This window comes from Neoroseomonas terrae, assembly GCF_018129025.1.
GTDB lineage: Bacteria > Pseudomonadota > Alphaproteobacteria > Acetobacterales > Acetobacteraceae > Neoroseomonas > Neoroseomonas terrae.
In genome coordinates this window covers 1-23,038 of sequence record NZ_JAAEDI010000036.1, presented here as the reverse complement: position 1 = coordinate 23,038, position 23,038 = coordinate 1, and the positions used below count along the sequence as shown (strand labels likewise).

Genomic DNA, 23,038 nt, shown 5'->3' with positions numbered 1-23,038 from the left:
TGGTGGGGAGAGGTCCGGAGAGGGGCAAAGCCCCGCTCCGGCAGCAACCGCCCTCACCCCGCCGGCGGCATCGTCCGCGCCATCGGCGGGAGTGCCACCACGCGCTCGTACCACGCGGTCAGCTTCGGGTGCCCCGGCCGCCAGGGCTCGTGCGGGTAGCGAAAGTCGAGATAGCCGAGCGCGCAGGCAACGGTGATCTCGCCGATCGTCTCGAGGTCGCCGAGCGTCTCCTTCTCCAGCGCGTCGAGTGCGCGCGCCACCTTCCCCTGCTGGATGGCGATGTATTCCTTGCGGCCGTCGTCCAGCGGCAGGGCGGCTTCCCGGCGGCGCGGCTGCGTCGCGTCGAGGATGCCGTCGCCGAGCGCGGCCAGCGTCAGCGCCTTCCAGCGTGCCGGGCCGGCGGGCGGGATGGTCGGCGGCGCGTCGCCCAGGCTGTCGATGTATTCGCAGACGACGGGGCTGTCGTAGAGCGCCTGGCCGTCATCGGTGACGAAGGTCGGGATCTTCGACAGCGGGTTCAGCGCGGCGACTTCGGGTGAGGCGGCGCCGATCTTCCACATCTCGATCTGGCTATCGACGCCGCGCTTGATGGCGAGCGCCAGGCACTTCCGGACATAGGGGCTGGCGGGCGAATGGGTGATCTTCATGCGGCATTCCCTTCCTTGGGGGCGCGACTGTCCCCTGCCCATCGCCATCCGTCCAGCCGGGGGCTAGCCTCCCGCCCGCCAGGCGGAGGAAGCGGCATGATCGAGGTCATCGAGGACATTCCGACGCGCGGCGGCGCGATGGAGACCTTCATCGTCCGGCCTGAACGCGACGGGCTGCATCCCGCGGTCCTGATGCTGATGGACGCGCCCGGCATCCGGGAGGAGCTGCACGACATGGCACGGCGGCTCGCTACCGCCGGCTACTGCGTGCTGCTGCCGAACCTGTATTACCGCACGGGGCGGGATACGAAGTTCGGCCCGGGCGTGCTGGTGATGGGCGACCCGGAACGCGACCGCATGCGAGCCATCCGCACGAAGATGACGATCCCGCCGGTGATGGAGGACGTTGCCGACATGATCGCTCATCTGGACCGCAGCGGCATCGCGGCAGCCGGCCCGATCGGCGTGCACGGGTACTGCATGAGCGGACCCTACGCGCTCGCCGCTGCCGCGCGCTATCCGGGGCGCGTCGCCGCGGCGGCGTCCTTCTATGGCACCTGGCTGGTCAGCGAGGCAGAGGAGAGCCCGCATCTGACGCTGGGGCGTGGCCGGGCCGAGCTCTACATCTCCTGCGCCGAGCATGACGAGCTGGCGCCGCTGCCTATGGTCGAGGAGCTGCGCAAGCTGTTCGAGGCATCCGGCGCCGCGGGCCAGCTCGAAGTCCACCCGGCCGTGCATCACGGCTTCGCCTTCCCGCAGCGTCACTGCTACGACAGGCCGGCGGCGGAACGGCACTGGGAAAGGCTGATCGCGCTGTATCGCCGGCGGCTGGGCTGAGGTCGCCCCCCATGCCGCCGATGCCCTGGGCGCTGCTGGCGGCGGCGTGCCTCGGCATGTTCGCCGCGTCCTCCTCGGGCACAACGCGCGCGCCGTTCCTGATCGACATGTCGCGGGACCTTTCGGTCAGCCTGGCGATGGTCGCGAACCTCATGGCGGCGACCTCGATCGCCTGGGGGGTCGCGTCGGTTGTCGCGGGGGCGGCGTCGGATCGCTGGGGACGGCGGCCGCTGATGATCGGCGGGCCGATCGGCCTCGCGGCCGGGCTGGTATGGCTGTCGCTGGCGGGCAGCTTCGTCGAGGTCGCCCTGGCAGCGACGGCGGCGGGCGCCTGCGCCGGCGCCTTCACCGGCGTGATCATGGCGGAGGCTTCGGCGCGCACGGTGGACCGGCAACGGGGGCGCGCGCTGGGCTGGGTGATGGCGGGGCAGTCCTTCGCACTGCTGGTGGGCGTGCCGGTGGCGGCCTGGATCGGAACCTCGATCGGCTGGCGTGGAGTGAACCAAGTGGTCGCCGGGGTAGCGCTGCTGGCCGCGCTGGGGCTGTTCGCGACCACGTTGCGGCCGGCCCAGGGTGCCGCCGCCGCGGCAAAGCAGGTCAGCATGCGCGGTGCGATGACCGGGCCGGTGATGCGGCTGCTCTGGATGGGTGTGGCGGAACGCGTCTGCTACGGGCTGACGGTCGTCTACTACGCGACATTCCTGCAGACGATCTACGGGCTGACGCCGGCGGGTGTCGCCATCCCGCTCGGCATCATGGCGCTGGGCAATATCCTCGGCACCATCCTGGGTGGGCAGGCGGCGGATAGGCTCGCGGACCGGCTGCGCACCTTTGCCCTGACCATGGTCGCCTCGGGCAGTGCGGCATTGATCCTGTTCGGCTGGACCCCCGGACTGTGGGAGACGACGGCGCTCGGCTTCGCCTATGCGACCTTCGGCGCGATGTCGCGGCCGAGCCTGATGGCCGCGCTGGCCAACGTGCCGGATGAGGTGCGGGGCACGGTGCTCGGGCTGAACGTGACGGCGGCGAGCCTCGGCTGGCTCGGCGCGGCGTCCATCGGCGGCTGGATCATGGCAGAGATCGGCTTCGGCGCTTTCGGTCCCTTCGCGCTGGCGGTCGCGCTCGTCGCGGCGATGTTGGCGCTGACAGGGCGCCGTCAGGTCCTGTAGTCGGGCTCCTCCCGGTCGAGCACCCGGCGCCAGGCATCGAGGTGCAGCCGCGCATCGAGCTTCTCGCCCCAGGCGCCGGTGTGGTTGCGGCGAAGCTTCTCCGGCAGCTTGTGCAGCGGCTGGCCGGTCTGCATCGCCGTCATTTGGTACATAGCGGTGCGCTCGGCCATGTAGGTTTCGTCGAAGGCGTCGTGCACGGTGGGGCCAACGACCGTCACGCCGTGGCCGCGCATGACCATGATGGTCTTGTCGCCCATCAGCCGCGCAATGCGGTCGCCTTCCTCGTTGGAATGCACGGGCTCGTCGCCTTCGGGGTCGTAGACGGTGCGGTCGTTCAGCAGCAGCGAGTTGTGGTGGGACAGCGAGAATTCCGCGCCCTCGATCATCGACAGCGCCGTGAGCCAGCGCGGATGGACGTGAACGACGCAGGTCGCCTTGGGGTTCGCCAGGTGGATGCGGCAATGGATGTGGAAGGCGACCTTGCGAAGCTCGCCGTTGCCACGCAGCACCTTACCGTCGAGGTTGCAGACGATCAGGTCCGACGCGCGCAGTTCCTGGAACAGGTAGCCGCGCGGATTGATGAGAAAGAGTGGCTCCTCGCTGTCGGGCAGCATCAGCGAATTGTGGTTGCCGATATGCTCGTTCCAGCCGAGCCGCGCCCCGATGCGAAACACGGCTGCCATGTCACAGCGCAGCGCCCATTCGCGTTCCTCGGCGCGGCTGTCGGTGAGGTTGCGGATCACGTTGGACATGATGGCCCTCCTGCGCTGGAAAGGCTGGCACGTTCGCGCCGCGGCCGCCAGACGGATTGACGCGCTGCCGTGCGCATCGGAGGCTTCGTAGCGTTCCCTGTCGAGGAGCCCTGCATGCCGCCGCCCGCAGAACTTCCGATCACCGGCTATCTCGACCGCTTCTCGCACCGGCCCGGCGAGCATTTCGCCGCCCATGTCAGCGTGCGGGATGGCGGGGAGGCGCGGGCGAGGCTGGTGCGGGTGATCTCGGGCGATCCTAACCCGGCCGGGCCAGGGTTGCGCTTCGAGGATCTGTCGCATCGCTTCGACATCACCTTCGCTGGGCGGCGGCAGGAGATCCGGCTCGGGTCGCATGCGGTGGTACCGCGCGCGCCGCGGCGCGGGCCGGGGCCGCTCACCTGGACGGCGCTGATGTGGCTGGGCGCGCTGCCGCAGGAGGAGGCGGTGGTGATCGCGGAGGTCGCGGACGGCGTCGCCGCGAGGCTGTCGATCGGTCCGGCCGGCGTGACCGGCACCGTGGCGGATGGCGTTGTCGCGACGCCGCAAACACCGGCGCTGCGTGCGTGGCATCGGCTGTGGCTCAGTGCGGACGCGGGGTCGGGCCGCGTCACGGTTGGCATGGTGGCGTTGGATGGTGGGGCGGAGAGCGTCGCGACGGCGGTGATGCCGGGCCTTCGCCTGCCGCCCGGTGGCGGGCGGCTTGTCATTGCGGCGGATGCGGCCGGCGGCCGGCACCTGACGGCGAAGATCGAGGACCCTGCGCTGCTGGAGGGGTATCGCGACAGCTTTCCGCAGCCGGGAGCGACGCTGGCTGAACTGGCGCCGGTCGCCGGCTGGGATTTCGCGCGCGACACGCCGACACAGCGCATCCTCGACATCGGCGGCCAGCATTGCGACGGGTATCTGGTGAATGTGCCGACCCGCGCCATGGTGGGCGCGCGCTGGTCGGGACGCGAGATGTGCTGGCGGCATGCGCCGGAGGACTACGCCGCCATCCACTTCCACGCGGACGACCTTGGCGATTGCGGCTGGCAGGCGGACTTCCATTTCACGGTGCCGGAGGACCTGCCGAGCGGCGCCTATGCGCTGCATCTGACCTGCGCGGGCGGGGAGGACTGGCTGCCGCTCTATGTCTTGCCCCCCAAGGGCAGCGCACGGGCGCCGGTGGCCTTCCTGGCCTCCACCTTCACCTATCAGGCCTATGCCAATCACGCGCGCGGGAATGCCGATGCCGCATACAAGGCGCGCGTCGCCGCCTGGGGCGCCTACCCGCATAATCCGGATGATTTCCCCGTCTATGGGCGGTCCACCTACAACAAGCACCCTGATGGCAGCGGCTTCGCGTTTTCCTCGCGGCTGCGGCCGATCCTGACGATGCGGCCGGGTTTCCTGACCTTCGACGATGCCCGCGGGTCGGGGCTGCGGCACTATCCGGCGGATACGCATCTGCTCGCCTGGCTGGAAGCCAAGGGCATCGCCTTCGACGTGATCACCGATGAGGACCTGCACGAGGAAGGCGTCGATCTGCTGAAGCCCTATCGCGTCGTGCTGACGGGGTCGCATCCCGAGTACCACACGCTCCAGACGCTGGATGCGCTGATGGACTACGCGCATCGGGGGCCGGGGCGGCTGATGTATCTGGGGGGCAATGGCTTCTACTGGCGCATCGCGGTGACGCAGACGCTGCCGGGGATGATGGAACTGCGCCGGTCGGAGGGTGGCATCCGCGCCTGGGCGGCCGAGCCCGGCGAATACTGGCACCAGACCGACGGCGCCTACGGGGGGCTATGGCGTCGCAGTCGGCGGCCGCCGCAGATGCTGGGTGGCGTCGGGTTCTCCGGCCAGGGCAAGTTCGAGGGCACGCATTACCGCCTCCGGCCCGAGGCGCACGACCCGCAGCACGCCTGGATCTTCGAGGGCATCGAAAGCGAGGTGTTCGGCGACTATGGCCTGTCGGGCGGGGGTGCGGCGGGATTCGAACTGGACCGTGCGGATTTCGCCTTGGGTACGCCGGCAAACACCGCGGTCCTCGCGCGATCGGAAGATCCGCCGGCATCCTTCGTGACCGTGCCGGAGGAGCTGCTGTCGCATCTTTCGACCGTCACCGGCGAGAGCCCCGATGCGCTGAAGCGCGCCGAGATCGTGCACTTCAGTACCCCCGGCGGTGGCGCCGTCTTCGCCACGGGATCGATCACCTGGTGCGGCAGCCTGTGGCAGGAGGGCGCTTTCCAGGGCGATGTCAGCCGCATCATGGAGAACGTGCTGTCGCGTTTCTCGATGCCCTGATCATCATCCCCGTTGACATGCCGCGTCGCGCGTCGGACGCTTCGTGAAAATCGGGTGGCACCGCGGTACTTCGGGAGATTGGGCTCATGAAGCGCTCTCATCTTGCGTACTCGATCCTGGCGGTGGGCCTCGGCCTGCCAATGGCGGCGCAGGCGGCGCCGTTCGAATGTCCGTCGCGCGGTGGCGACATCGTGTTCGGCCAGGAAGCCAATGTGAATTCGTTGGACCAGATGACGTCCAACACCATCTCGACCCGCAACATCGCGATGAACATCTACGAATCGCTGATGACGCGCGACGAGAACAACGCGCCCATCCTCGAGCTCGCCGAGAGCATGGAGGAATCGGGCGACGGGATGACCTACACATTCCGTCTGCGGCAGGGCATCACCTTCCACAACGGGAAGCCGATGACGTCGGCGGATGTCGCGGCTTCCTTCAACCGCTACAACCGGATCGGGTTGCAGCGCAGCACGCTCGACAACGTCGCGAGCTGGGAAACGCCGGACCCGCACACCTTCATCATCCGCATGAAGCAGGCGCAGCCGACCTTCATCGAGGCGCTGTCCAGCTTCTCGGTGCCCATCGTCATCATCCCGTCGGAGCACGAGAATGACGAGCGGCAGCAGCTGCGGACCGTCGGCACCGGGCCGTTCCGGCTGCTGGAATTCACCCCGGGCAGCCATGCGCGGCTTGGCCGCTTCGACGGCTACAAGCCCAACACCGCCTTCGAGCAGCGGACCGGCTTCGGCGGGTATCGCGTGGCCTGCGTGGATACCGTCACCTTCCGCATCGTGACCGAGGCTTCCGCGCGTGTCGCAGGGCTTGAGACGGGTGCGCTCCAGGCCGTGGAGGACGTGCCAACGCGGTCGCTCGACACGCTGCGGCGCAACAACGCGATCACGCTGGTGCCGCTGCAGAACTGGTGGATTCAGATCGCGCTGCCGAACACCTCCACGCCGCCGACCAACAACATCGCCTTCCGCCGCGCGGTGCAGGCCGCGCTCGGCATGGAAGACATCATGGATGCGGCGACGGACGGCAATTACCGCCTGAATGTCGGCTTCCAGTTCCCGAACCAGCCCAGCTACACCGATGCCGGGCGCGAGACCTACAACATCAACGACCAGGCGCGGGCCCGGGCGCTGCTGCGTGAATCCGGGTATCGCAACGAGCCGATCATCCTGCTGACCAACCGCGACTACCCGCCGATGTACAATGCGGCGCTGGTCATGCAGCAGCAGCTTCGCGCGGTCGGCATCAATGCCAATCTTCGCGTCGTGGACTGGCCGACCTCCGTGCAGATGTCACAGCGGCTGAACAGCGACGAATGGCATTTCTACCATACGGGCTGGGGCACGCAGCCGGCGCTAGGCGCGCTGGCGACGATGCAGTTCCTGGTCTCGCCCAACGCCGCCTATCGCCCGCGCGACAACAATGACGACCCGGACGTGATGGCGGCCTGGAACAGGATGAACAACGAACGCACCGCCGACGCCCGCCAGCAGGGTTTCGCGGACATGCAGCGGCTGATCCTGGAGCGGGCCTATGCCTATCCCTTCGGGGCGCTGACCAAGGTGCAGGCGGTGCGGTCCAACGTGCAGGGCTTCGTACCCTTCCGCATCCCGCGCTTCTCCAACGTGTGGATCCAGCGATAACACCATGATCGGGGTCGCCTTCCGCAGACTGCTGAGCGCGATCCCGGTCCTTCTCATTGTTAGCCTGATCTCCTTCGGGCTGATGCGGCTGATCCCCGGCGACCCTGCGGCGGCGATCGCCGGGGTGTCCGCCACGCCGGCGCAGATCGAGCAGTTGCGTCGCGACCTCGGGTTGGACGAGCCGATCTACCTGCAACTGATCGACTACTACCGCGGACTCGCGCAGGGGGATCTTGGGCGGTCGCTGCTACTGGGAACGGGCGTGTTCGCCGCGACGATGGAACGCCTGCCGGTGACGATCGGCCTGTCGCTCTACGCCATGGTCTTCACGCTGCTGATCGGCATCGCGAGCGGCATCATCGCCGCGCTCCGGCAGAACACATGGATCGATCAGGCGGCCATGATGTTCGCCATGATCGGGATCAGTGTACCGAACTTCTTCCTTGGCCTGCTGATGATCATCCTGTTCGCGGTGCATCTCGGCTGGTTGCCCTCGGGCGGCTATGTGCCTTTCAGCGACGATCCCGTCGGCTGGCTGCGCAGCCTGGCGATGCCGGCCTTCTCGCTCGCCCTGCTCCAGGCGGGTCTGCTCGCACGCATCACGCGGTCGTCGATGCTGGAGGTGCTGCGGCAGGACTACATCCGGACCGCGCGCGCCAAGGGGCTGTCGCAGCGCAAGGTCGTGCTGAAGCATGCGCTGTCCAACGCGCTGATCCCGATCGTGACCGTGGTTGGCATCATCGTATCCCTGCTGCTGTCGGGCGCGGTGGTGACGGAGGCGCTGTTCTCCATTCCCGGCATGGGGCAGCTGCTGACCCAGGCCGTGCTGAACCGCGACTATCCGATGGTGCAGGGCGGGTTGCTGCTGGTGACGACCTTCCTGGTCATGGTGAACATCACGGTGGACGTGCTCTACGCCGTGCTCGACCCACGGGTGCGCTATGAGTGAGGCGGTGCTGGACGCGGAGGCGATCGCCCACAAGCGCGAGCACCCAGCGCGTGCGGCTGTGCGGCGGCTGCTTCACCACAAGCTGTTCATGACCGGGCTGTTGCTGTTCGGGGTGGTGGCGGGCATCGGCATCGCGGCGCCGTGGATCACGGATATCGACCCACAGCGCCTGTCGATGCGCAACAAGTTCCTACCACCCGACGAGAACTGGGTGTTCGGCACCGATAATTTCGGGCGATCGCTGTGGTCGCGCGTGGTGTGGGGGGCGCAGCTATCGATGATCATCGGCGCGTCGGTCGTCGCGCTGAACGCGGTGTTCGGCACGCTGATCGGCGCGGCGGCAGGATATTTCCGGCGGCTCGACAACGCGCTGATGCGGGTGAACGACGCGCTGATGGCCTTCCCGGCCATCCTGCTCGCGATTGCCGTGACCTCGGTGCTGGGGCCGTCGACGCTGAACGTCATCCTGGCGCTGTCCATCGTCTACATCCCCCGCACCGCGCGCATCGTGCGGTCATCCGTCATCGTGCTGCGGGAGATGGAGTATGTGCAGGCTGCCGTCGCCGCCGGTGCGGGGCATTGGCGCATCCTGCGCCACCACATCCTGCCCAACGCCATGGCGCCGATGATCGTGCAGCTTTCCTTCCTGTTCGCCTATGCGGTGCTGTCGGAGGCGACGCTGTCCTTCCTCGGCGTCGGCGCTGTGCCGCCCACCCCCACCTGGGGGAACATCATGGCAGAGGGCCGCGACTTCCTGCGGGAGGCGCCCTGGATCATCACCATTCCCGGCGTGATGCTGATGATCACCGTGATGGGGCTGAACCTGCTCGGTGACGGGCTGCGCGACGTCCTCGACCCCCGGCTCAGGATCCAGCAGTGACGCTCTTGGACGTGCGCGGCCTGACCACCGCCTTCATGACCGGGCGCGGCGAGGTGAATGCTATCGAGGATGTCTCCTTCTCGCTGAAGGAAGGCGAGATCCTTGGCATCGTCGGCGAATCCGGCTCGGGCAAATCGGTCACGGCGCTGACCATCATGGATCTGCTGCCGAAGCCGCCCGCGCGCATCGCGGCCGGAGACGTCCACTTCAACGGTCAGCGCCTGACCGGCCTCAACGACCGCGCCATGCAGGCCATTCGCGGCCCGGGGATCTCGATGATCTTCCAGGAGCCGATGACGTCGCTGAACCCGGTCTTCTCCATCGGCGACCAGATCATGGAGACGATCGCGGCGCATGAACGCCTGTCCAAGTCGGATCTCCGCAAGCGCGCCATCGACATGCTCGACAAGGTCGGCATCCCCTCGGCCTCGCGGCGGCTCGACGATTACCCGCACCAAATGTCGGGCGGGCAGCGCCAGCGCGTGATGATCGCCATGGCGCTCGCCTGCAATCCGAAGCTGCTGATCGCGGATGAGCCCACCACCGCGCTCGACGTGACGATCCAGGCGCAGATCCTCGACCTGCTGATGGACCTTCGCGACGAGTACGGCATGGCCATCATGATCATCACCCACAACATGGGCGTGATCGCGGAGACGGCCGACCGCGTGCTGGTCATGTATGCCGGCCGCGTCATCGAGGAAGCGCCGGTCGCGACCATCTTCGACCACCCGATGCATCCGTATACACGCGGGCTGCTGGAGTGCGTGCCGTCGCTGACGGAAGACAGGCCGCGCCTCGTCGCGATTCCCGGCACGCTGCCGGAACCAGCGCGTCGCCCGCCCGGTTGCCGCTTCAGCCCGCGCTGTACTTACGCTGTCGCCTCCTGCTCGGCGGCGATCCCGCCGCTTGAGGCGCTGGAGACTGCCCACACCGCCGCCTGCTTCCGGGCACGCGAACTCGCATGACGACGCCGCTGATCGCCGCCACAGCGCTGTCGAAGCATTTCGAGGTCGGCGCGCGCGGCATGTTCGGCCTCGGCCGGACGGCGACGCTCAAGGCCGTGGACGATGTCTCATTCACGATCAATGCTGGGGAGACGCTCGGCCTGGTCGGTGAATCCGGCTGCGGCAAATCCACGCTCGGCCGGCTGCTGCTGCGGCTGATCGAACCCACCGCCGGCAGCATCGCGTTCGACGGCAATGAGATCACGCGCATCGGCCGCATGGAGATGCGCGGCTTCCGCCGCTCCATGCAGATCATCTTCCAGGACCCCTATGGCGCGCTGAACCCGCGCATGTCGGTCGAGGACATCATCGCCGAGCCACTGGTGATCCATGGCGCGCGACCGGGCGCCGAGACGCGCGCCAAGGTGACGGAAATGCTCGGCAAGGTCGGCCTGCCGGCGCGCGCGATGGACCGCTTCCCGCATGAATTCTCGGGTGGGCAGCGGCAGCGCATCGGTATCGCCCGCGCGCTGATCCTGCATCCTCGGCTGATCGTCTGCGATGAGGCGGTCTCGGCGCTCGACGTCTCCGTCCAGGCGCAGATCGTCAACCTGCTGCAGGACCTGCAGCGGGAAATGGGGCTGACCTATCTGTTCATCGCGCATGACCTGTCGGTCGTGCGCCACATCTCCGACCGCGTCGCAGTGATGTATCTCGGCAAGGTGGTCGAGGTCGCGGACAAGGCGACGATCTACGCGGCACCCCGCCACCCCTATACCCAGGCGCTGATCGCCGCGGTGCCGGCGCAGCACCCGGCGCAGCGATCGCGCGGCAAGCGGGAGCGGATCACCGGCGACATCCCCTCCGCGCTGAACCCGCCTTCCGGCTGCCGTTTCCACACGCGCTGCCCGCATGTGATGCCGGTCTGCCGCGAACGCGCGCCCGACCTGCGCGAGACCGCGACCGGCCACCAGGTCGCCTGCCACCTGACCGACAGCTAAGGAACGCCATGCCAGAAGCAAGAAAGTCCCGCCTGGTCCCGGAGGTGGACTTCGCGAAGGACGGCAAGCAGACCGGCTTCCTCCGCCTGTTCCATTCGACCCATGACAGTGCCTACGGGTTCCTGCCCATCCCGATCGTGGTGGTGAAGAACGGCGAGGGACCGACGGCCTTCTTCTCCTCCGGCAACCATGGCGACGAATACGAGGGCCAGGTGGCGCTGGCCAACCTCATCAAGTTCCTCGAACCGGGCATGATCCGCGGCCGCGTCATCATGCTGCCCATGGCCAACTATCCGGCCGCGCTGATCGGCCGGCGCGTCTCGCCGATCGACGACCTCAACATGAACCGCATCTTCCCCGGCGATCCGGACGGCACCGTCACGCGGCAGATCGCGCATTACATCGACAGCGAGATCATCCCGCTCGCGGATCTCGTCATCGACCTGCATTCAGGCGGATCGTCGCTGAACTACATCCCGACGGCCCTCGCCAAGCAGTCGGGCGACCCGGCGATGTACCGGAAGCAGCTCGCCGCGCTTCGGGCGTTCGGCGCGCCCTACACCTACATCCAGGGCGGCGCGCAGGGTCAGGGTGGGGACCAGACGCTGGGGAGCGGGGCGGACCGGCGCGGCAAGATCGCGCTCGGCACCGAACTCGGCGGGGCCGGCGCGGTGAACGCCTCGGGGCTCGCCATCGCCGAGCGAGGGCTGCGCAACCTGCTGGTTCACCTTGGCATCCTGGGAAAGGAGCACTGGGTCGAGCCGCCGATCCCGACGCGCTTCCTCGATGTCCGCGGGCCGGACATGTACGTCTATGCGCCGGAGAATGGCGTCTTCGAACCCTTGGTTGAATTGGGCGACACTGTTGCGCCCGGGACCCCGGCCGCGCGTATTCACATCCCCGAGACACCCTGGCTGCCGCCGGTCGACATCGCCTTCAAGGCCGCGGGCATCGTGATGTGCAAGCGCGTCCCCGCCCGCACCAAGCGGGGCGACTGCCTGTTCCACCTGGCCGGCGATCTGGCCGTGTGAGCAGGTCGCGTTCGGACGGGCTCATCCGCGGCGTGACGATGACCCCGAAACGAAAGACTGCGGCAGCCGGCGTGAGCGCAGGCCGGCCGCGTGCTCTAGGCCCCTTGCGGGACCGCCGCTGGGCGTGTTGAAGCCCCGGCGTGACCACGCGCCACTTCACCATCAGCCCTGACCACCCCGCCCTGCCCGGCCATTTCCCGGGCCGGCCGGTCGTGCCTGGCGTGGTGTTGCTGGACCAGGTGATCACCGCCGCCCGTCGCGCGTTCGCGCTTACGCCCGCCACGGTATTGCCTCGCGCGAAATTCGCCGCCCCCGTGCTGCCCGGGGAGCGCGTCGACGTCGCGCTCATCCGGCTGGACGTCGCCCGCATCGGCTTCACCTGCACCGTCGAAGGCCACACCGTCGCGACCGGCGAGCTGCGATTCGCCGCGTGACCGAAGCCGCCGCCTGGACGCGCGTGCCGGAACGCGGCGGTGGCGCCGTGATGCGGCTGATGGTGCGCATCGCGCTCGGCCTCGGCTGGCATGTCGGTCATGCGCTGCTCTACCCGATCACGCTGTTCTTCATGACGACCTCGCCGGCGCCGCAGAAGCGGGCGCTGCGTCGCTATCTCGCCCGCGCGCTGGGCCGGCAACCTGCCTGGCGGGACCTGTGGCGGCTGTACTTCTGCTTCGCCGCGACCATGCTCGACCGCATCTTCCTTCTGACCGGTCGGACGGCGGGGTACCGCGTCGAGGTCCAGGGCCTCGACCTGCTGCTGGGCCACGCCGCGGCGGGACAGGGGGTCGTGCTGCTCAGCGCCCATATGGGGTCCTTCGAAGCGTTGCGCGTCATCACCGCGCCCGACGCACCGGTCGAGGTCCGCATGCTGATGCATGCCGGCGCTGGCACGGCCGCGGATGCGCTTTTCGATAGCCTGGACCCGACGCGCGCGGCCTCGATCATCCAGCTTGGCGATCCCGGCGCGATGCTCGCGGCGCGGGAGGTGATCGCCCGTGGTGGCGTGGTGGGCATGCTGGCGGATCGCGCACCGCGCAGCGAACGCGTGATCCCGGTGCCTTTCCTGGGCCGCGAGGCCCCCCTCCCCGGCGGCCCGATGGCCCTCGCCGCCCTTCTGCACGCGCCGGTGGTCCTCGGCTTCGGGCTGTGGCTGGGGCCCCGCCGGTACCTGCTGCGATTCGAGCCATTCACCGAGGCGCTGGACCTTCCGCGCGAAACGCGAGCCGAGGCGTTGCGTTCCTGGCTTGAACGATATGCTGCGCGACTGAGCGAGGTGTGCCGGGCGCATCCGTATAACTGGTTCAACTTCTACGATTTCTGGCAGGAGGATCCTTGAAGCGCCGCGTTGTCCTGACCGCTTGTCTCCTGCTGCCGGTGGCGGCGCGGGCGCAGGATGCGATGGCCCCCGTAATGGCTGCGCTGGCCGCGCGGCGGACCAGCCGCGCGACCTTCGTCGAGGAGAAGGAACTCCAGGAACTCGACCGTCCGCTGACCGCGCGCGGCGTCCTGGTCTGGCGCGCCCCCGATCGGCTGGAGAAGCTGACCACGGAGCCCTTTGAGGAACGCCTTCTGGTCGAGGGCGACCGGCTGCTACTGGAACGCCCGGACCGCGGCATCCGGCAGGAGATCGACTTCGACACCGCCCCCGAGGTCCGGCCGCTGGTCGAAGCCGTCCGTGCCACCCATGCGGGGGATGCGGCGACGCTGCGGCGCCATTTCCGCGTCGAGTTCTCGGGCGCTCTCCCGCACTGGCGCCTGCTGCTGGTGCCGCTGTCGAATCGCGTGCTGGCGGCGGTGCAGCGCATCACGCTGGAAGGCGAAGGCGGCGCCATTCGCCTGATGGAGATTCATGGCCGCGACGGCCATAGCCGCATGGTGGTGACGCCCACCCCATGACGCGCCTGCTGGGCTTCCTGCCGCTGCTGCTGGCACTGGCGGTGCTCAGCGCCGCCTTCCCGCTGGCGCTGCGGGAGGTGACGCTGCGCAGCGACATCGCGGATTTTCTGCCGCAGTCGCGCACGCCCGAAGCGGCCTTTTTGCTGCGCGAGCTGCGCGACGGCGCGGCGACCCGGCTGCTGATCGCCGGCGTCGAGGGCGCGCCGGCCGCGGAACTCGCCCAGGTCTCGCGCAGCATGGCGGAGACGCTTCGCGGCAGCGGGCTGTTCGCTGTCGTCGCCAATGGCGTCCCACTGCTCAGCGATGCCGAGATCGATCTGCTGTTCGCGCATCGATATGCGCTCTCGCCCACCACGACGCCCAACGCCTTCACCGAGGCGGCGCTCCGCGCATCCTTCGAGACGCAGCTCGACGGGTTGCGCTCCTCCGCCGAGCGGATCTTTCGCCGCTTCGGCTTCGCCGACCCGACCGGCAGCTTCCTGGGGCTGGTGCGCGGATGGTCCTCGGCGTCGCGCGTCACGACCGAGAACGGCGTGTGGATGGCGGCCGGGCCGCGTGCGCTGATCCTGGCCGAGACGCGCGCGGCCGGGCTCGACATCACCGCGCAGCAGACAGCGGTGGATGCCTTCCGCCACGCCTTCCAGACCGCCGGCCCGCCGGAAGGGGCGCGGCTGCTCGTCTCCGGCCCCGGCGTCTTCGCCGCTGAGGCCGCCGCGGCGGTGCGGGCGGATGTGAAGCTGGTCTCGACCTTGTCCTTCGTGCTGGTCGCGGCCTTCCTGCTCTGGCGCTACCGCTCGCCCATGATGCTGGCGGTGGTCGCGGTGCCGCTCGCGCTCGGGACGCTGGCCGGGCTGCTCGTGGTGGACCTGACCTTCGGCCATGTGCATGGCGCGGCACTCGGCTTCGGCATGACGATGCTTGGCGTCAGCGACGACTATCCGATCCTGCTGGTCACCAACCGCGCGCCGGGTGAGGCGCTGCGCGACACGGCGCGGCGCATCTGGCCGACGCTGCGCCTGGCGGTGGCCGCCGCGGTGGCGGGGCTGGTGCCCATGCTGGCGTCAGGCTTTCCGGGGCTGGCGCAGCTGGGGCTGTTCGCGGCGACCGGGCTCGCGGTGTCCGCCCTCGCCACGCGGTTCCTGCTGCCGGCGCTGCTGCGGGCGGAAGGGCTTCCGGTGCGCCCGCTGCCGGAACGCGCCGCGCATCTGTTGCTGCGCCTGCCGTCGCTGCGCGTGCCGGTGCTGGCCGGGCTGGTGCTCGTCGCCGTCGCGCTGGCGCTGTCGGGCGGCCCGCGTCTGGCGCGCGACATCGCCGAGCTGTCGCCGGTGCCGGAGCCTGTCCGGATGCTGGATGGGGAACTGCGCGCGCAGATCGGCGCGCCCGACGTGCGCGTGCTGCTGTCGGTCGAAGGCCCCAACGCTGAAGCAGCGCTGCGCGCATCGGAACAGGCCGCCGCGGCACTGCTCGCCGCAGGCGTCGTCACCGGCGTCGATCACCCGGCGCGCTACCTGCCCAGCATCGAGACGCAGCGCGCGCGTCTTGCCCTGCTGCCGGATGACGCGACCCTCGCCGCCCGGGTCGAGGCCGCGCGCACCGACCTGCCCTTCCGCGCCACGGCTTTCCAGCCCTTCCTCACCGGCGTCGCCGAGGCGCGCGGCCTGCCGCCGCTGACGCCGGGTGGCCTTGTCGAGGCACCGCTGCTGGCCGCCCGGCTCTCCCCGTTGCTGCGGGAGGAAGGTGGGCGCTGGCGCGCCCTGCTGTTGCCCGAGGGTGTCGGCGACCCCACCGCCCTGCGCGCTGCCGCGGCCGGGGTGCCGGGCCTGATGCTGGTGGACATCAAGGGGGAGACGGAGGCGCTGCTCGACCAGGGCATCGGCACCGCCCTGCGATGGGGCGCCGTCGGCGGGGTGCTGGTCCTGCTGCTGCTGGGCGCCGGGCGGGGCGTCGCGGGCGCGCTGCGCATCGCTCTGTCGCTGGCCGGCGCGCTGCTGCTGACCTTCGCCGCCCTCCATGCGCTGGGCGAACGGATTACCGTGTTCCACCTGACTGCGGCGCTCTTGCTGGCCGGCGTCGGCATGGACTATGCCCTGTTCGTTTCCCGGACGGGCCGGGAGGACATTGAGGACGCCGCCCGCGCGCTCGGCGCCGTCATCACCTGCATGATCACGACCCTGCTCACCTTCGGCCTGCTCGCCCTGTGCCGCACCCCCGTGCTGCACGCGACGGGACTGACCGTGTGCATCGGGGTGGCGAGCGCGTTCCTGCTCGCCTGCACGCTGGCGCCGCGGCGATGAGTGCGATGGTGCAGCCGGCGGGGCTTGGCCTCCCCAATCCACCCCGTCAGGGGCCGAAGGGCGTTCCGGCTTGCCCTGATCCTGACGCGGTTGAGGTTGACGGGGCGTCGTCCCTCCAGTTCCGGACCATGGCACCGTGACCCCCTTCCGCATCACCGCGATGACCGCCATCAGCGCCATGGGCGTCGGCCTGGCCGAGACGCGAGATGCCCTGCGGAACCGGCGCGGCGGGCTCCGCCCCTGCGACCTGCCCTGCATGCCGGACGGCGTCTGGATCGGCCGGGTGCCGGCGGCCGAGGCCATCGAACCGGCCGCTGCCTTCGCCTGCCGCAACGCGCGGCTGGCTGAGCTCGCGCTGCGCCAGGACGGGTTCGTGGCGGCGGTGGAGGAGGCGAAGGGGCGCATCGGCGCCGGCCGCATTGCGGTGGTGCTCGGCACCTCCACCTCCGGCATCGAGGAGACGGAGCGCGCCTGGGCGCGCCGCGGCGCGGATGGCGCGCTGCCGCCCTACGATTTCGCGCGGACCCACGATCTGCACGCGCTGCCGCGCTACCTGCGGGAAAGGCTGGGGCTGGCCGGGCCTTGCGTGTCGATCTCGACGGCCTGCACCTCTGGCGCGCGTTCCTTCCTGGATGCGGCGGCGCTGATCGATGCGGGCTTCGCCGATGCCGCGGTGGTGGGCGGCGCGGACAGCCTGTGCCGGCTGACGCTGCACGGCTTCGCCTCGCTGGAATTGTTGTCTCGCGGCCCGACGCGGCCCTGCGCCGAGGATAGGGACGGCATCACCATCGGCGAAGCCGCATCCTTCGCGTTGATCGAGCGGGCGTCGCCGGAAGATGCGGGGCGGATCGGCCTGCTCGGCGCGGGCGCTTCCGCCGACGGGCACCACATGTCCTCGCCGCACCCCGAGGGGCATGGGGCAGTCGCGGCGATGCGCGCGGCGCTGGGCGCGGCGGGGCTGGCGCCGGCGGCGATCGACTACGTCAACATGCATGGCACGGGCACGCGGGCGAATGACGCCATGGAGGACCGCGCCATCGCGCGCATCTTCGGCGACGCCGTGCCGTGTTCATCCACCAAGGGCTGGACAGGACATGCGCTGGGCGCATCGGGGGCGCTGGAGGCGGCGATCGCGGCGATCTGCATCGAGGATGGGCTGGTCCCGGGTTGCCTCGGCGTCGATCGCGTGGACCCGGGTTTCACCGCGGGAATTGTGGTGGAGAACCGGGCGGCGCGGGTCGACCGGGTGCTGTCCAACTCCTTCGGCTTCGGCGGCAGCAACTGCGCGCTCGTGATCGGGCGAATCCCGTGACGCCGGCCGTAGGGATCGCGGGAATCGGCTTGCTGGGGCCGGGGCTCGCCGGCTGGGCGGCGGCGCGGCCGGTGCTGGCGGGGCACACGTCCTTCGCCCCGGCGCCGGTCACGCCCCCCGTCCCGGCGATGCTTCCGGCCACCGAGCGGCGGCGCACCGGGCCATCCGTGCGGCTGGCCCTCGCCGTCGCCGCGGAGGCGGTGCAGGCGAGCGGCTTGCCGCCAGAGGAATTGGACAGCGTCTTCGCCAGCGCGAATGGCGAAGGACAGGTGATCGTCTCCATCCTCGAGGCGCTGCATGAGCCGGACGGCGCGATCTCCCCGACGCAGTTCCACAATTCCGTGCACAACGCCGCGGCGGGGTATTGGGGCATCGCGGCGGGGTCGGCGCGGCCGTCGGTCAGCCTCGGCGGGCATGACTTCGTCTTCGCAACGGGGCTGATGACGGCGGTGGCTCAGGTGACCGCTCAGAAGGCGCCGGTGCTGCTGGTGGTGCATGACGTGCCGCTGCCGCCGCCGCTGGCGGCGCTGAATCCTGGAGAGGGCAGCTTCGCTGCCGCGCTGTTGCTGGTGCCGGAGGGTGCGGCGCTCGGTAGCCTGCGGGTGGGATACCGTGCCGGCGGGCCCTTGACGGAGCCGGCACTTCCGGCGGGCCTTGATGCGGTCCGCGCGGGCAATCCCGCGGCACGCGCCCTGCCCCTGCTGGTCGCGCTGGCGGCAGGCCAGCCCGCGACGCTGTCCTTCGCCCTGCCGGAGGCGGCTGCGCTTGACGTCGCCGTGGCGCCGTGACGGGCCTGCCGGCCGATCGCGCGGCGATCGCGCGGCTGGTGCCACATCAGGGCGCGATGTGCCTGCTGGATCGCGTCGTGTCCTGCGACGAGGAGCGGTTGGCCTGCACCGCCGCGGGGCATCGCGACCCTGACCACCCGTTGCGGCGCGACGGCATGCTGCCCGCCGTGTGCGGGCTGGAATACGCGCTGCAGGCGATGGCGCTGCACGGTGCGCTGACGGCGGGCGCGGCGCAGGGCGCGGGGTTTCTCGCGGCACTGTCGGGCGTGACGATGGCAACGGAGCGGCTGGACGATGTCGCCGGGGAACTGGCGATCGCGGTGACGGCGCTGGCGCGCGAGAGCCGCGGCTTCATCTACGCCTTCGAGGTAGCCGGGGATGGGCGCCTGCTGCTGTCGGGGCGCGCGACGGTCGTGCTGGGGTGATCGCGCCCGCCGCGCGCGAGTCAGGATGGTGCCGATGACGCCTGCCACTCGTTCAGCCGCGCCCGGACCCGCTCGGCATCCGTCAGCCCGATGCCGAAGCGTGGCGCCAGGCCGAGCACGGCGGCCAGCGGCAGCAGCCAGACGATGCGGGCCTGATAGCGGTCCACAGGCGCCGACAGCGCGCCGGTGGCGAAGGCATTGACCACCACGGCGATGACCACGCCCCCGAGGAGACCCGCCACCGCGCGTTCACGGCGCCACGCCGCACGCAGCAGCGCCACCAGCAGCAGGGCGGCGGAAGCGAGCACCACCGGCATCTGAAGCGCCGCCCAGGGGCGCGCGATAGCCGGCAGTTCCCCGCGCATCTGCGCGCCGGCGTCAAAGGCTTCGAGCTCCGGCAGCGGCATCCGCGACACCGCGCGCCGTGCGGACTCCGCCAGATAACGGTCGCCCAGCGTATCGCCGATCTGGAAGCGCCAGAGTTGCAGCAGGCCGTTGCGTGCCATCGCCTCGGCGACCTCGGCCGGCTGCTCTCGCAAGGTGGCCGCGATGATGGCGGCCGCCTCGGGCGCGAGGCGACGGCCGCCCATCGGGATCGGCTGCCCATCGACGGTGCGGTTGGGCGGCGATTGCGGGTCCCACAGGAAGGTGTCGCTGTCCATCGGCAACCGGTCGACGAAGCCGCAGAGATGCCAGCCGGCGCCCGGGCACCGGGCACGGATGGTCCGCGCGGCGGGGCCATCCGCCTGCAGCCGTGCGAGCAGGAAGACCGCGCCGTTCGGCGACAGCGTGGGTTGGCCCAGGGTCCAGGCATTGGCGGCGACCAGCCCGGCCGCGGCCAGCGCGACCGGCAGCGCCGCCCGCAGCGCGGGAACGACGCCGCGCGCCACGATGGCGATGAAGACGACGAGGGCCAGCGCCGTCGGCAGGTGCGACAGATGCGTGGCAATGGCGAAGGCGCCGAGCAGCGTCAGCCAGACCGTCTCGGCCGTTGCCAGCCGGTCCCGTGCAAAGCCGATCAGGAGCAGGCAGAGCGGACCGATGGCGGCGAAGACGTCGGGCATCAGCATCGCGGCGAACCACGGCGCCGATGTGAAGGCGGCGAGAGCGGCGCAAAGCGTGACGTGCAGCATCCACGAGGTCTCGCCGCGAATGCCACGCTGCGCGAGCCAAAGCAGGTGCGACAGGATCAGCCCCTGTGCCGCCGCCGGCAGCCACAGCGTCCAGCCCCAATGGGCAAACGCCAGAAAGGCGCCATAGGCGGGCGTCTTGTCCCACGGCCATTCGGGGAACAGGGCCTGGCCGAGGTAGGAGACACTGTCGATGAACACCAGCGGGTAGCCATTGACCAGCGCCGGCCACAGAAGCATCGCCGCGCCGGCGAGAATGGCAGGGAACGCGATCAAGCGGGCCTCCCGGATGGCGGTTCGACCGGCGCGACGGCATCCGGCGCCGTCGCAGCGTGGCGCCGTCGCAACGGCGCACGCAACAGCAATAGCGCGGCGACCGGCAGCAGCCAGGCGACGCGTGCCTGGTATCGCGGGAAGACGCCCGAGAGACCCCCCGTCGCAGCGGCGTTCGCCACCACACCGACGACGATCATCGCCAGGAAGGCGAGCGCGAGCGCGTCGCGCGCGCACCACGCCCGCCAGCCGGCCCATGCCAGCAGCGGCAGTGCCAGTAGCAGGGCGGCGACGTGCAGCGGCGCCAGCCAGGCGACGGCGGCGGCCAGCCCGCCCCGCGCCTGCATCCCGGCATCGAAGGCGGCGAGTTCGCGGGGCGGGAAGCCCTCGGCGATGCGCGGCCGCAACGCAATAGTCAGGATCTCTGCGCCCAGCGTGTCGCCGGCCCTGGCGGTGACGAGTTGCCGCAGCGTGTTCCGCAGCGTGGACATGGCGATTGCGAAGGGGTGTGCGCGCAGCGTCTCGGCGACGATCTGGCCGGCTTCGGCCGAAATCAGTGCGCCGCCGAGGAAGCGCGGCACGCCCTGCGGGTCGCGGTTCACCGGGCTGTCGGCGTCCCACAGGAAGTCGTTCGCATCCATCGGCAGGCGGTCGGCGAAGGCGCAGAGATACCAGCCCGAGGCCGGGCAGTGGGCGCGGATCACCTCGGCGGCGGGGCCGTCAGCCTGTAGCCGCGCCAGCATGAAGGTGGCGCCGTGCGGCGACAGGGTAGCACGGCCATGCCCCACGAGGTTGGTCCCCAGCAGCAGCGCCATCGCGGCGGCGAGCGGCAGCGCGGTCCAGGCGGCGTCGCGAATGCCGCGACGGCGCGGCAGGCCGGCGAGGAATGCGACCCCTGCCATCGCCGCGGCGAGCGGCACATGCGACAGGTGCGACGCGATGCCGATGGTGGCGAGCAGCAGCAGCCAGCCGCGCTCGACCGCGCCGAGTGCGTCCCGTGCCGGGCCGAGCAGGAAGACCGCGAGCACCACGACCGGCGCGAAGATGTCCGGCATCAGCATCGCCACGGTGAACGGTGCCGTGGTCAGCGCCGCGGCAAGCAGGCACACCCCGACGTGCAGCCCCGGCGACGCGCGCCCGGCCACCCCGCGCTGCACCAGCCACAGCAGGTGGGAGACGAGAAGCCCCTGCGCCGCCAGCGGCAGCCAAAGCGAGATCCGCCAGTGGAACAGGTGCAGCACCGGCCCATAGACCCAGGGCTTGTCCCACAGCATCAGCGGCCCGAGGGTCTGGTGCAGGAAGCCGCCGGTATCGCTGAACACCAGCGGATAGCCGTTCAGGACGGCCGGCCAGAGCAGCATCGTGGCGCCGGCGAGGATGGCGGCGAAGGCGGTCACGTCGGGGGCGCCATACGGCCGGCGGTCATCTCCCCATCATCTCCATGTGAAGCCTCGGCCATCATCCGCGTGCATCCTCCCGCGATCCGCGACATCGTCCTAGGCTTGCGCCTGATCGGCGCGGCGCCGATGGAGAGAAGATGGCATGGACAGACCCGGATCGTCCGCGGGGCGCAACCACCGTCACGGGTTGCTGACATCGGTTGCCCTGTTCATCGGCGCCGCGGCCGTGATCGCCGCGACGGCGCTGCCGCCGCGCGCCCTGGGGCAGACGGCACCGGCCGCCGCGCCGCAGGCGGTCGCGACGACTGGCCAGCAGGACCGGCTGACCCAGGCGCAGCTCGAACAGCTTCTGGCACCGGTCGCGCTGTATCCCGACGACCTGCTGATGCAGATGCTGATGGCCGCAACCTATCCGCTCGAGATCGTGCAGGCGAAGCGGTGGCTCGGACAGGGCCAGAACGCGGCGCTCCGCGGGGATGCGCTGGCGCAGGCGCTGACGGCACAGAGCTGGGACCCGTCGGTGAAGTCGCTGCTGCCCTTCCCCGACGTGCTGACGATGATGAACGACCAGCTCGACTGGACGCAGCAGCTGGGCGATGCGGTGCTGGGCCAGCAACAGGATGTGATGAACGCCGTTCAGGTGCTGCGTGGTCGCGCGCAGACGGCGGGCACACTGCAATCCGGGCCGCAGCAGACGGTGACGGTGACGCAGACGGTGAACGTGCCGCCGCCGGCACCCGGCGCGCCGCCGCCGGCTGTCGCGCCGCCGCCGCAGGTCATCACCATCGCACCGGCGCAGCCGGACACCGTCTATGTGCCGGCCTACAACCCGAATGTCGTCTACGGCACCTGGCCGTATCCCGCGAGCCCGCCCGTCTACTACCCGCCGCCGGTGGGCTGGAATGTCGGCAATGCGCTGCTGACGGGCATGGCCTTCGCCGGCGGGGCCGCGATCGTCGGGTCGCTGTGGGGCTGGGCGAGCCCTGGCTGGGGCCGCGGCGACGTGGATGTGAACGTCAATCGCTACAACAACATCAACGCCAATCGCGCGCAGATCAGCAACAACACCTGGCGTCACGATTCGAGCCACCGGCACGGCGTCGCCTACAGCAACAACGATGTGCGCAACCGCTTCGCGGGCAACCGCGGCGGCGCGGCCGGCAGCGGGGATCGCGCGCAGGCGCGCGACCAGATGCGTGGGCGGATCGACCAGGCGGAACGTGGCGGCGGGATCGGCGATCGCCGGGCGGGCGCCGGCGGTGGGGACAGGCCGGGCCTGGGCGGCGGCAACCGACCCGGCGGGGGCGATCGCCCTGGCCTGGATGGCGGGCGCCCTGGCGGCGGCGATCGTCCCGGGCTGAGC

21 protein-coding genes are annotated in these 23,038 nt (G+C 70.3%); 17 read left to right on the top strand and 4 right to left on the bottom strand.

Features of this window, described 5'->3' with window-relative positions; all coding sequences use genetic code 11:
• Positions 1 to 53 precede the first annotated feature (53 nt).
• Positions 54 to 647, bottom strand: coding sequence for a glutathione S-transferase C-terminal domain-containing protein (locus GXW78_RS24860; RefSeq protein ID WP_211871611.1), 594 nt, complete (start codon positions 645 to 647; stop codon positions 54 to 56).
• Between the two features lie 96 nt (positions 648 to 743).
• Here GXW78_RS24860 and GXW78_RS24855 point away from each other — a divergent pair, with 96 nt between their 5' ends.
• Positions 744 to 1,484, top strand: coding sequence for a dienelactone hydrolase family protein (locus GXW78_RS24855; protein ID WP_211871610.1), 741 nt, complete (start codon positions 744 to 746; stop codon positions 1,482 to 1,484).
• An 11-nt stretch (positions 1,485 to 1,495) separates the two neighbouring features.
• On the top strand, positions 1,496 to 2,653 hold the full coding sequence (locus GXW78_RS24850) for an MFS transporter (protein ID WP_211871609.1): 1,158 nt from the start codon (positions 1,496 to 1,498) through the stop codon (positions 2,651 to 2,653).
• Here the strand turns inward: GXW78_RS24850 and GXW78_RS24845 are convergent.
• A complete protein-coding gene (locus GXW78_RS24845; RefSeq protein ID WP_211871608.1) occupies positions 2,641 to 3,405 on the bottom strand; it encodes a class II aldolase/adducin family protein in 765 nt (254 codons plus the stop codon). The genes GXW78_RS24850 and GXW78_RS24845 overlap by 13 nt on opposite strands.
• A gap of 114 nt (positions 3,406 to 3,519) precedes the next feature.
• Here GXW78_RS24845 and GXW78_RS24840 point away from each other — a divergent pair, with 114 nt between their 5' ends.
• The 14 genes from GXW78_RS24840 to GXW78_RS24775 all read left to right on the top strand — a co-directional run bounded on the left by GXW78_RS24840 (position 3,520) and on the right by GXW78_RS24775 (position 18,872).
• Positions 3,520 to 5,691 (top strand): N,N-dimethylformamidase beta subunit family domain-containing protein, encoded by a 2,172-nt coding sequence (locus tag GXW78_RS24840; protein ID WP_211871607.1) that lies wholly within the window; start codon positions 3,520 to 3,522, stop codon positions 5,689 to 5,691.
• A gap of 86 nt (positions 5,692 to 5,777) precedes the next feature.
• Positions 5,778 to 7,349, top strand: coding sequence for an ABC transporter substrate-binding protein (locus GXW78_RS24835; RefSeq protein WP_211871606.1), 1,572 nt, complete (start codon positions 5,778 to 5,780; stop codon positions 7,347 to 7,349).
• A gap of 4 nt (positions 7,350 to 7,353) precedes the next feature.
• Positions 7,354 to 8,298 carry an ABC transporter permease gene (locus GXW78_RS24830; protein ID WP_211871605.1) on the top strand — a complete coding sequence of 315 codons (945 nt, stop codon included), beginning with the start codon at positions 7,354 to 7,356 and terminating at the stop codon, positions 8,296 to 8,298.
• On the top strand, positions 8,291 to 9,178 hold the full coding sequence (locus tag GXW78_RS24825) for an ABC transporter permease (RefSeq protein ID WP_211871604.1): 888 nt from the start codon (positions 8,291 to 8,293) through the stop codon (positions 9,176 to 9,178). Before GXW78_RS24830 ends, GXW78_RS24825 begins: the two co-directional genes overlap by 8 nt.
• Positions 9,175 to 10,146: an ABC transporter ATP-binding protein gene (locus GXW78_RS24820; RefSeq protein ID WP_338147840.1), complete on the top strand. Its 972-nt coding sequence runs from the start codon at positions 9,175 to 9,177 to the stop codon at positions 10,144 to 10,146. The genes GXW78_RS24825 and GXW78_RS24820 overlap by 4 nt, the downstream gene beginning before the upstream one ends.
• Complete coding sequence (locus GXW78_RS24815) at positions 10,143 to 11,126, top strand: ABC transporter ATP-binding protein (RefSeq protein ID WP_211871603.1); 984 nt, start codon at positions 10,143 to 10,145, stop codon at positions 11,124 to 11,126. Before GXW78_RS24820 ends, GXW78_RS24815 begins: the two co-directional genes overlap by 4 nt.
• Before the next feature lie 8 nt (positions 11,127 to 11,134).
• Positions 11,135 to 12,157, top strand: coding sequence for a succinylglutamate desuccinylase/aspartoacylase family protein (locus tag GXW78_RS24810; protein ID WP_211871602.1), 1,023 nt, complete (start codon positions 11,135 to 11,137; stop codon positions 12,155 to 12,157).
• A 140-nt stretch (positions 12,158 to 12,297) separates the two neighbouring features.
• On the top strand, positions 12,298 to 12,591 hold the full coding sequence (locus tag GXW78_RS24805) for a 3-hydroxyacyl-ACP dehydratase FabZ family protein (RefSeq protein WP_211871601.1): 294 nt from the start codon (positions 12,298 to 12,300) through the stop codon (positions 12,589 to 12,591).
• Positions 12,588 to 13,493: an LpxL/LpxP family acyltransferase gene (locus tag GXW78_RS24800; RefSeq protein ID WP_211871600.1), complete on the top strand. Its 906-nt coding sequence runs from the start codon at positions 12,588 to 12,590 to the stop codon at positions 13,491 to 13,493. The genes GXW78_RS24805 and GXW78_RS24800 overlap by 4 nt, the downstream gene beginning before the upstream one ends.
• Complete coding sequence (locus GXW78_RS24795; RefSeq protein WP_211871599.1) at positions 13,490 to 14,053, top strand: LolA family protein; 564 nt, start codon at positions 13,490 to 13,492, stop codon at positions 14,051 to 14,053. The genes GXW78_RS24800 and GXW78_RS24795 overlap by 4 nt, the downstream gene beginning before the upstream one ends.
• Entirely contained in the window at positions 14,050 to 16,347 is a 2,298-nt protein-coding gene (locus GXW78_RS24790) for an MMPL family transporter (protein ID WP_211871598.1), read from the top strand. The genes GXW78_RS24795 and GXW78_RS24790 overlap by 4 nt, the downstream gene beginning before the upstream one ends.
• A gap of 136 nt (positions 16,348 to 16,483) precedes the next feature.
• Positions 16,484 to 17,659 (top strand): beta-ketoacyl-ACP synthase, encoded by a 1,176-nt coding sequence (locus tag GXW78_RS24785; RefSeq protein WP_211871597.1) that lies wholly within the window; start codon positions 16,484 to 16,486, stop codon positions 17,657 to 17,659.
• The gene (locus GXW78_RS24780; protein WP_211871596.1) at positions 17,656 to 18,447 is read left to right on the top strand and encodes a beta-ketoacyl synthase chain length factor; all 792 of its coding nucleotides are present in this window, start codon (positions 17,656 to 17,658) and stop codon (positions 18,445 to 18,447) included. Before GXW78_RS24785 ends, GXW78_RS24780 begins: the two co-directional genes overlap by 4 nt.
• Complete coding sequence (locus tag GXW78_RS24775; protein ID WP_211871595.1) at positions 18,444 to 18,872, top strand: phosphotransferase; 429 nt, start codon at positions 18,444 to 18,446, stop codon at positions 18,870 to 18,872. Before GXW78_RS24780 ends, GXW78_RS24775 begins: the two co-directional genes overlap by 4 nt.
• Before the next feature lie 20 nt (positions 18,873 to 18,892).
• Here GXW78_RS24775 and GXW78_RS24770 read toward each other — a convergent pair whose 3' ends face one another.
• Both GXW78_RS24770 and GXW78_RS24765 read right to left on the bottom strand, forming a co-directional pair.
• A complete protein-coding gene (locus GXW78_RS24770) occupies positions 18,893 to 20,278 on the bottom strand; it encodes a hypothetical protein (RefSeq protein ID WP_211871594.1) in 1,386 nt (461 codons plus the stop codon).
• On the bottom strand, positions 20,275 to 21,672 hold the full coding sequence (locus GXW78_RS24765; RefSeq protein WP_211871593.1) for a hypothetical protein: 1,398 nt from the start codon (positions 21,670 to 21,672) through the stop codon (positions 20,275 to 20,277). The genes GXW78_RS24770 and GXW78_RS24765 overlap by 4 nt, the downstream gene beginning before the upstream one ends.
• A gap of 145 nt (positions 21,673 to 21,817) precedes the next feature.
• Between GXW78_RS24765 and GXW78_RS24760 the strand changes: the two genes are divergently transcribed.
• The coding region (locus tag GXW78_RS24760; protein ID WP_211871592.1) for a DUF3300 domain-containing protein at positions 21,818 to 23,038 on the top strand (1,221 nt) is incomplete at its 3' end.

What these genes read in the sequence shown, in the direction of transcription:
- GXW78_RS24860 (WP_211871611.1), bottom strand. Translation starts at nt 647, where the DNA reads ATGAAGATCACCCATTCGCCCGCCAGCCCCTATGTCCGGAAGTGCCTG.
- GXW78_RS24855 (WP_211871610.1), top strand. Translation starts at nt 744, where the DNA reads ATGATCGAGGTCATCGAGGACATTCCGACGCGCGGCGGCGCGATGGAG.
- GXW78_RS24850 (WP_211871609.1), top strand. Translation starts at nt 1,496, where the DNA reads ATGCCGCCGATGCCCTGGGCGCTGCTGGCGGCGGCGTGCCTCGGCATG.
- GXW78_RS24845 (WP_211871608.1), bottom strand. Translation starts at nt 3,405, where the DNA reads ATGTCCAACGTGATCCGCAACCTCACCGACAGCCGCGCCGAGGAACGC.
- GXW78_RS24840 (WP_211871607.1), top strand. Translation starts at nt 3,520, where the DNA reads ATGCCGCCGCCCGCAGAACTTCCGATCACCGGCTATCTCGACCGCTTC.
- GXW78_RS24835 (WP_211871606.1), top strand. Translation starts at nt 5,778, where the DNA reads ATGAAGCGCTCTCATCTTGCGTACTCGATCCTGGCGGTGGGCCTCGGC.
- GXW78_RS24830 (WP_211871605.1), top strand. Translation starts at nt 7,354, where the DNA reads ATGATCGGGGTCGCCTTCCGCAGACTGCTGAGCGCGATCCCGGTCCTT.
- GXW78_RS24825 (WP_211871604.1), top strand. Translation starts at nt 8,291, where the DNA reads ATGAGTGAGGCGGTGCTGGACGCGGAGGCGATCGCCCACAAGCGCGAG.
- GXW78_RS24815 (WP_211871603.1), top strand. Translation starts at nt 10,143, where the DNA reads ATGACGACGCCGCTGATCGCCGCCACAGCGCTGTCGAAGCATTTCGAG.
- GXW78_RS24810 (WP_211871602.1), top strand. Translation starts at nt 11,135, where the DNA reads ATGCCAGAAGCAAGAAAGTCCCGCCTGGTCCCGGAGGTGGACTTCGCG.
- GXW78_RS24790 (WP_211871598.1), top strand. Translation starts at nt 14,050, where the DNA reads ATGACGCGCCTGCTGGGCTTCCTGCCGCTGCTGCTGGCACTGGCGGTG.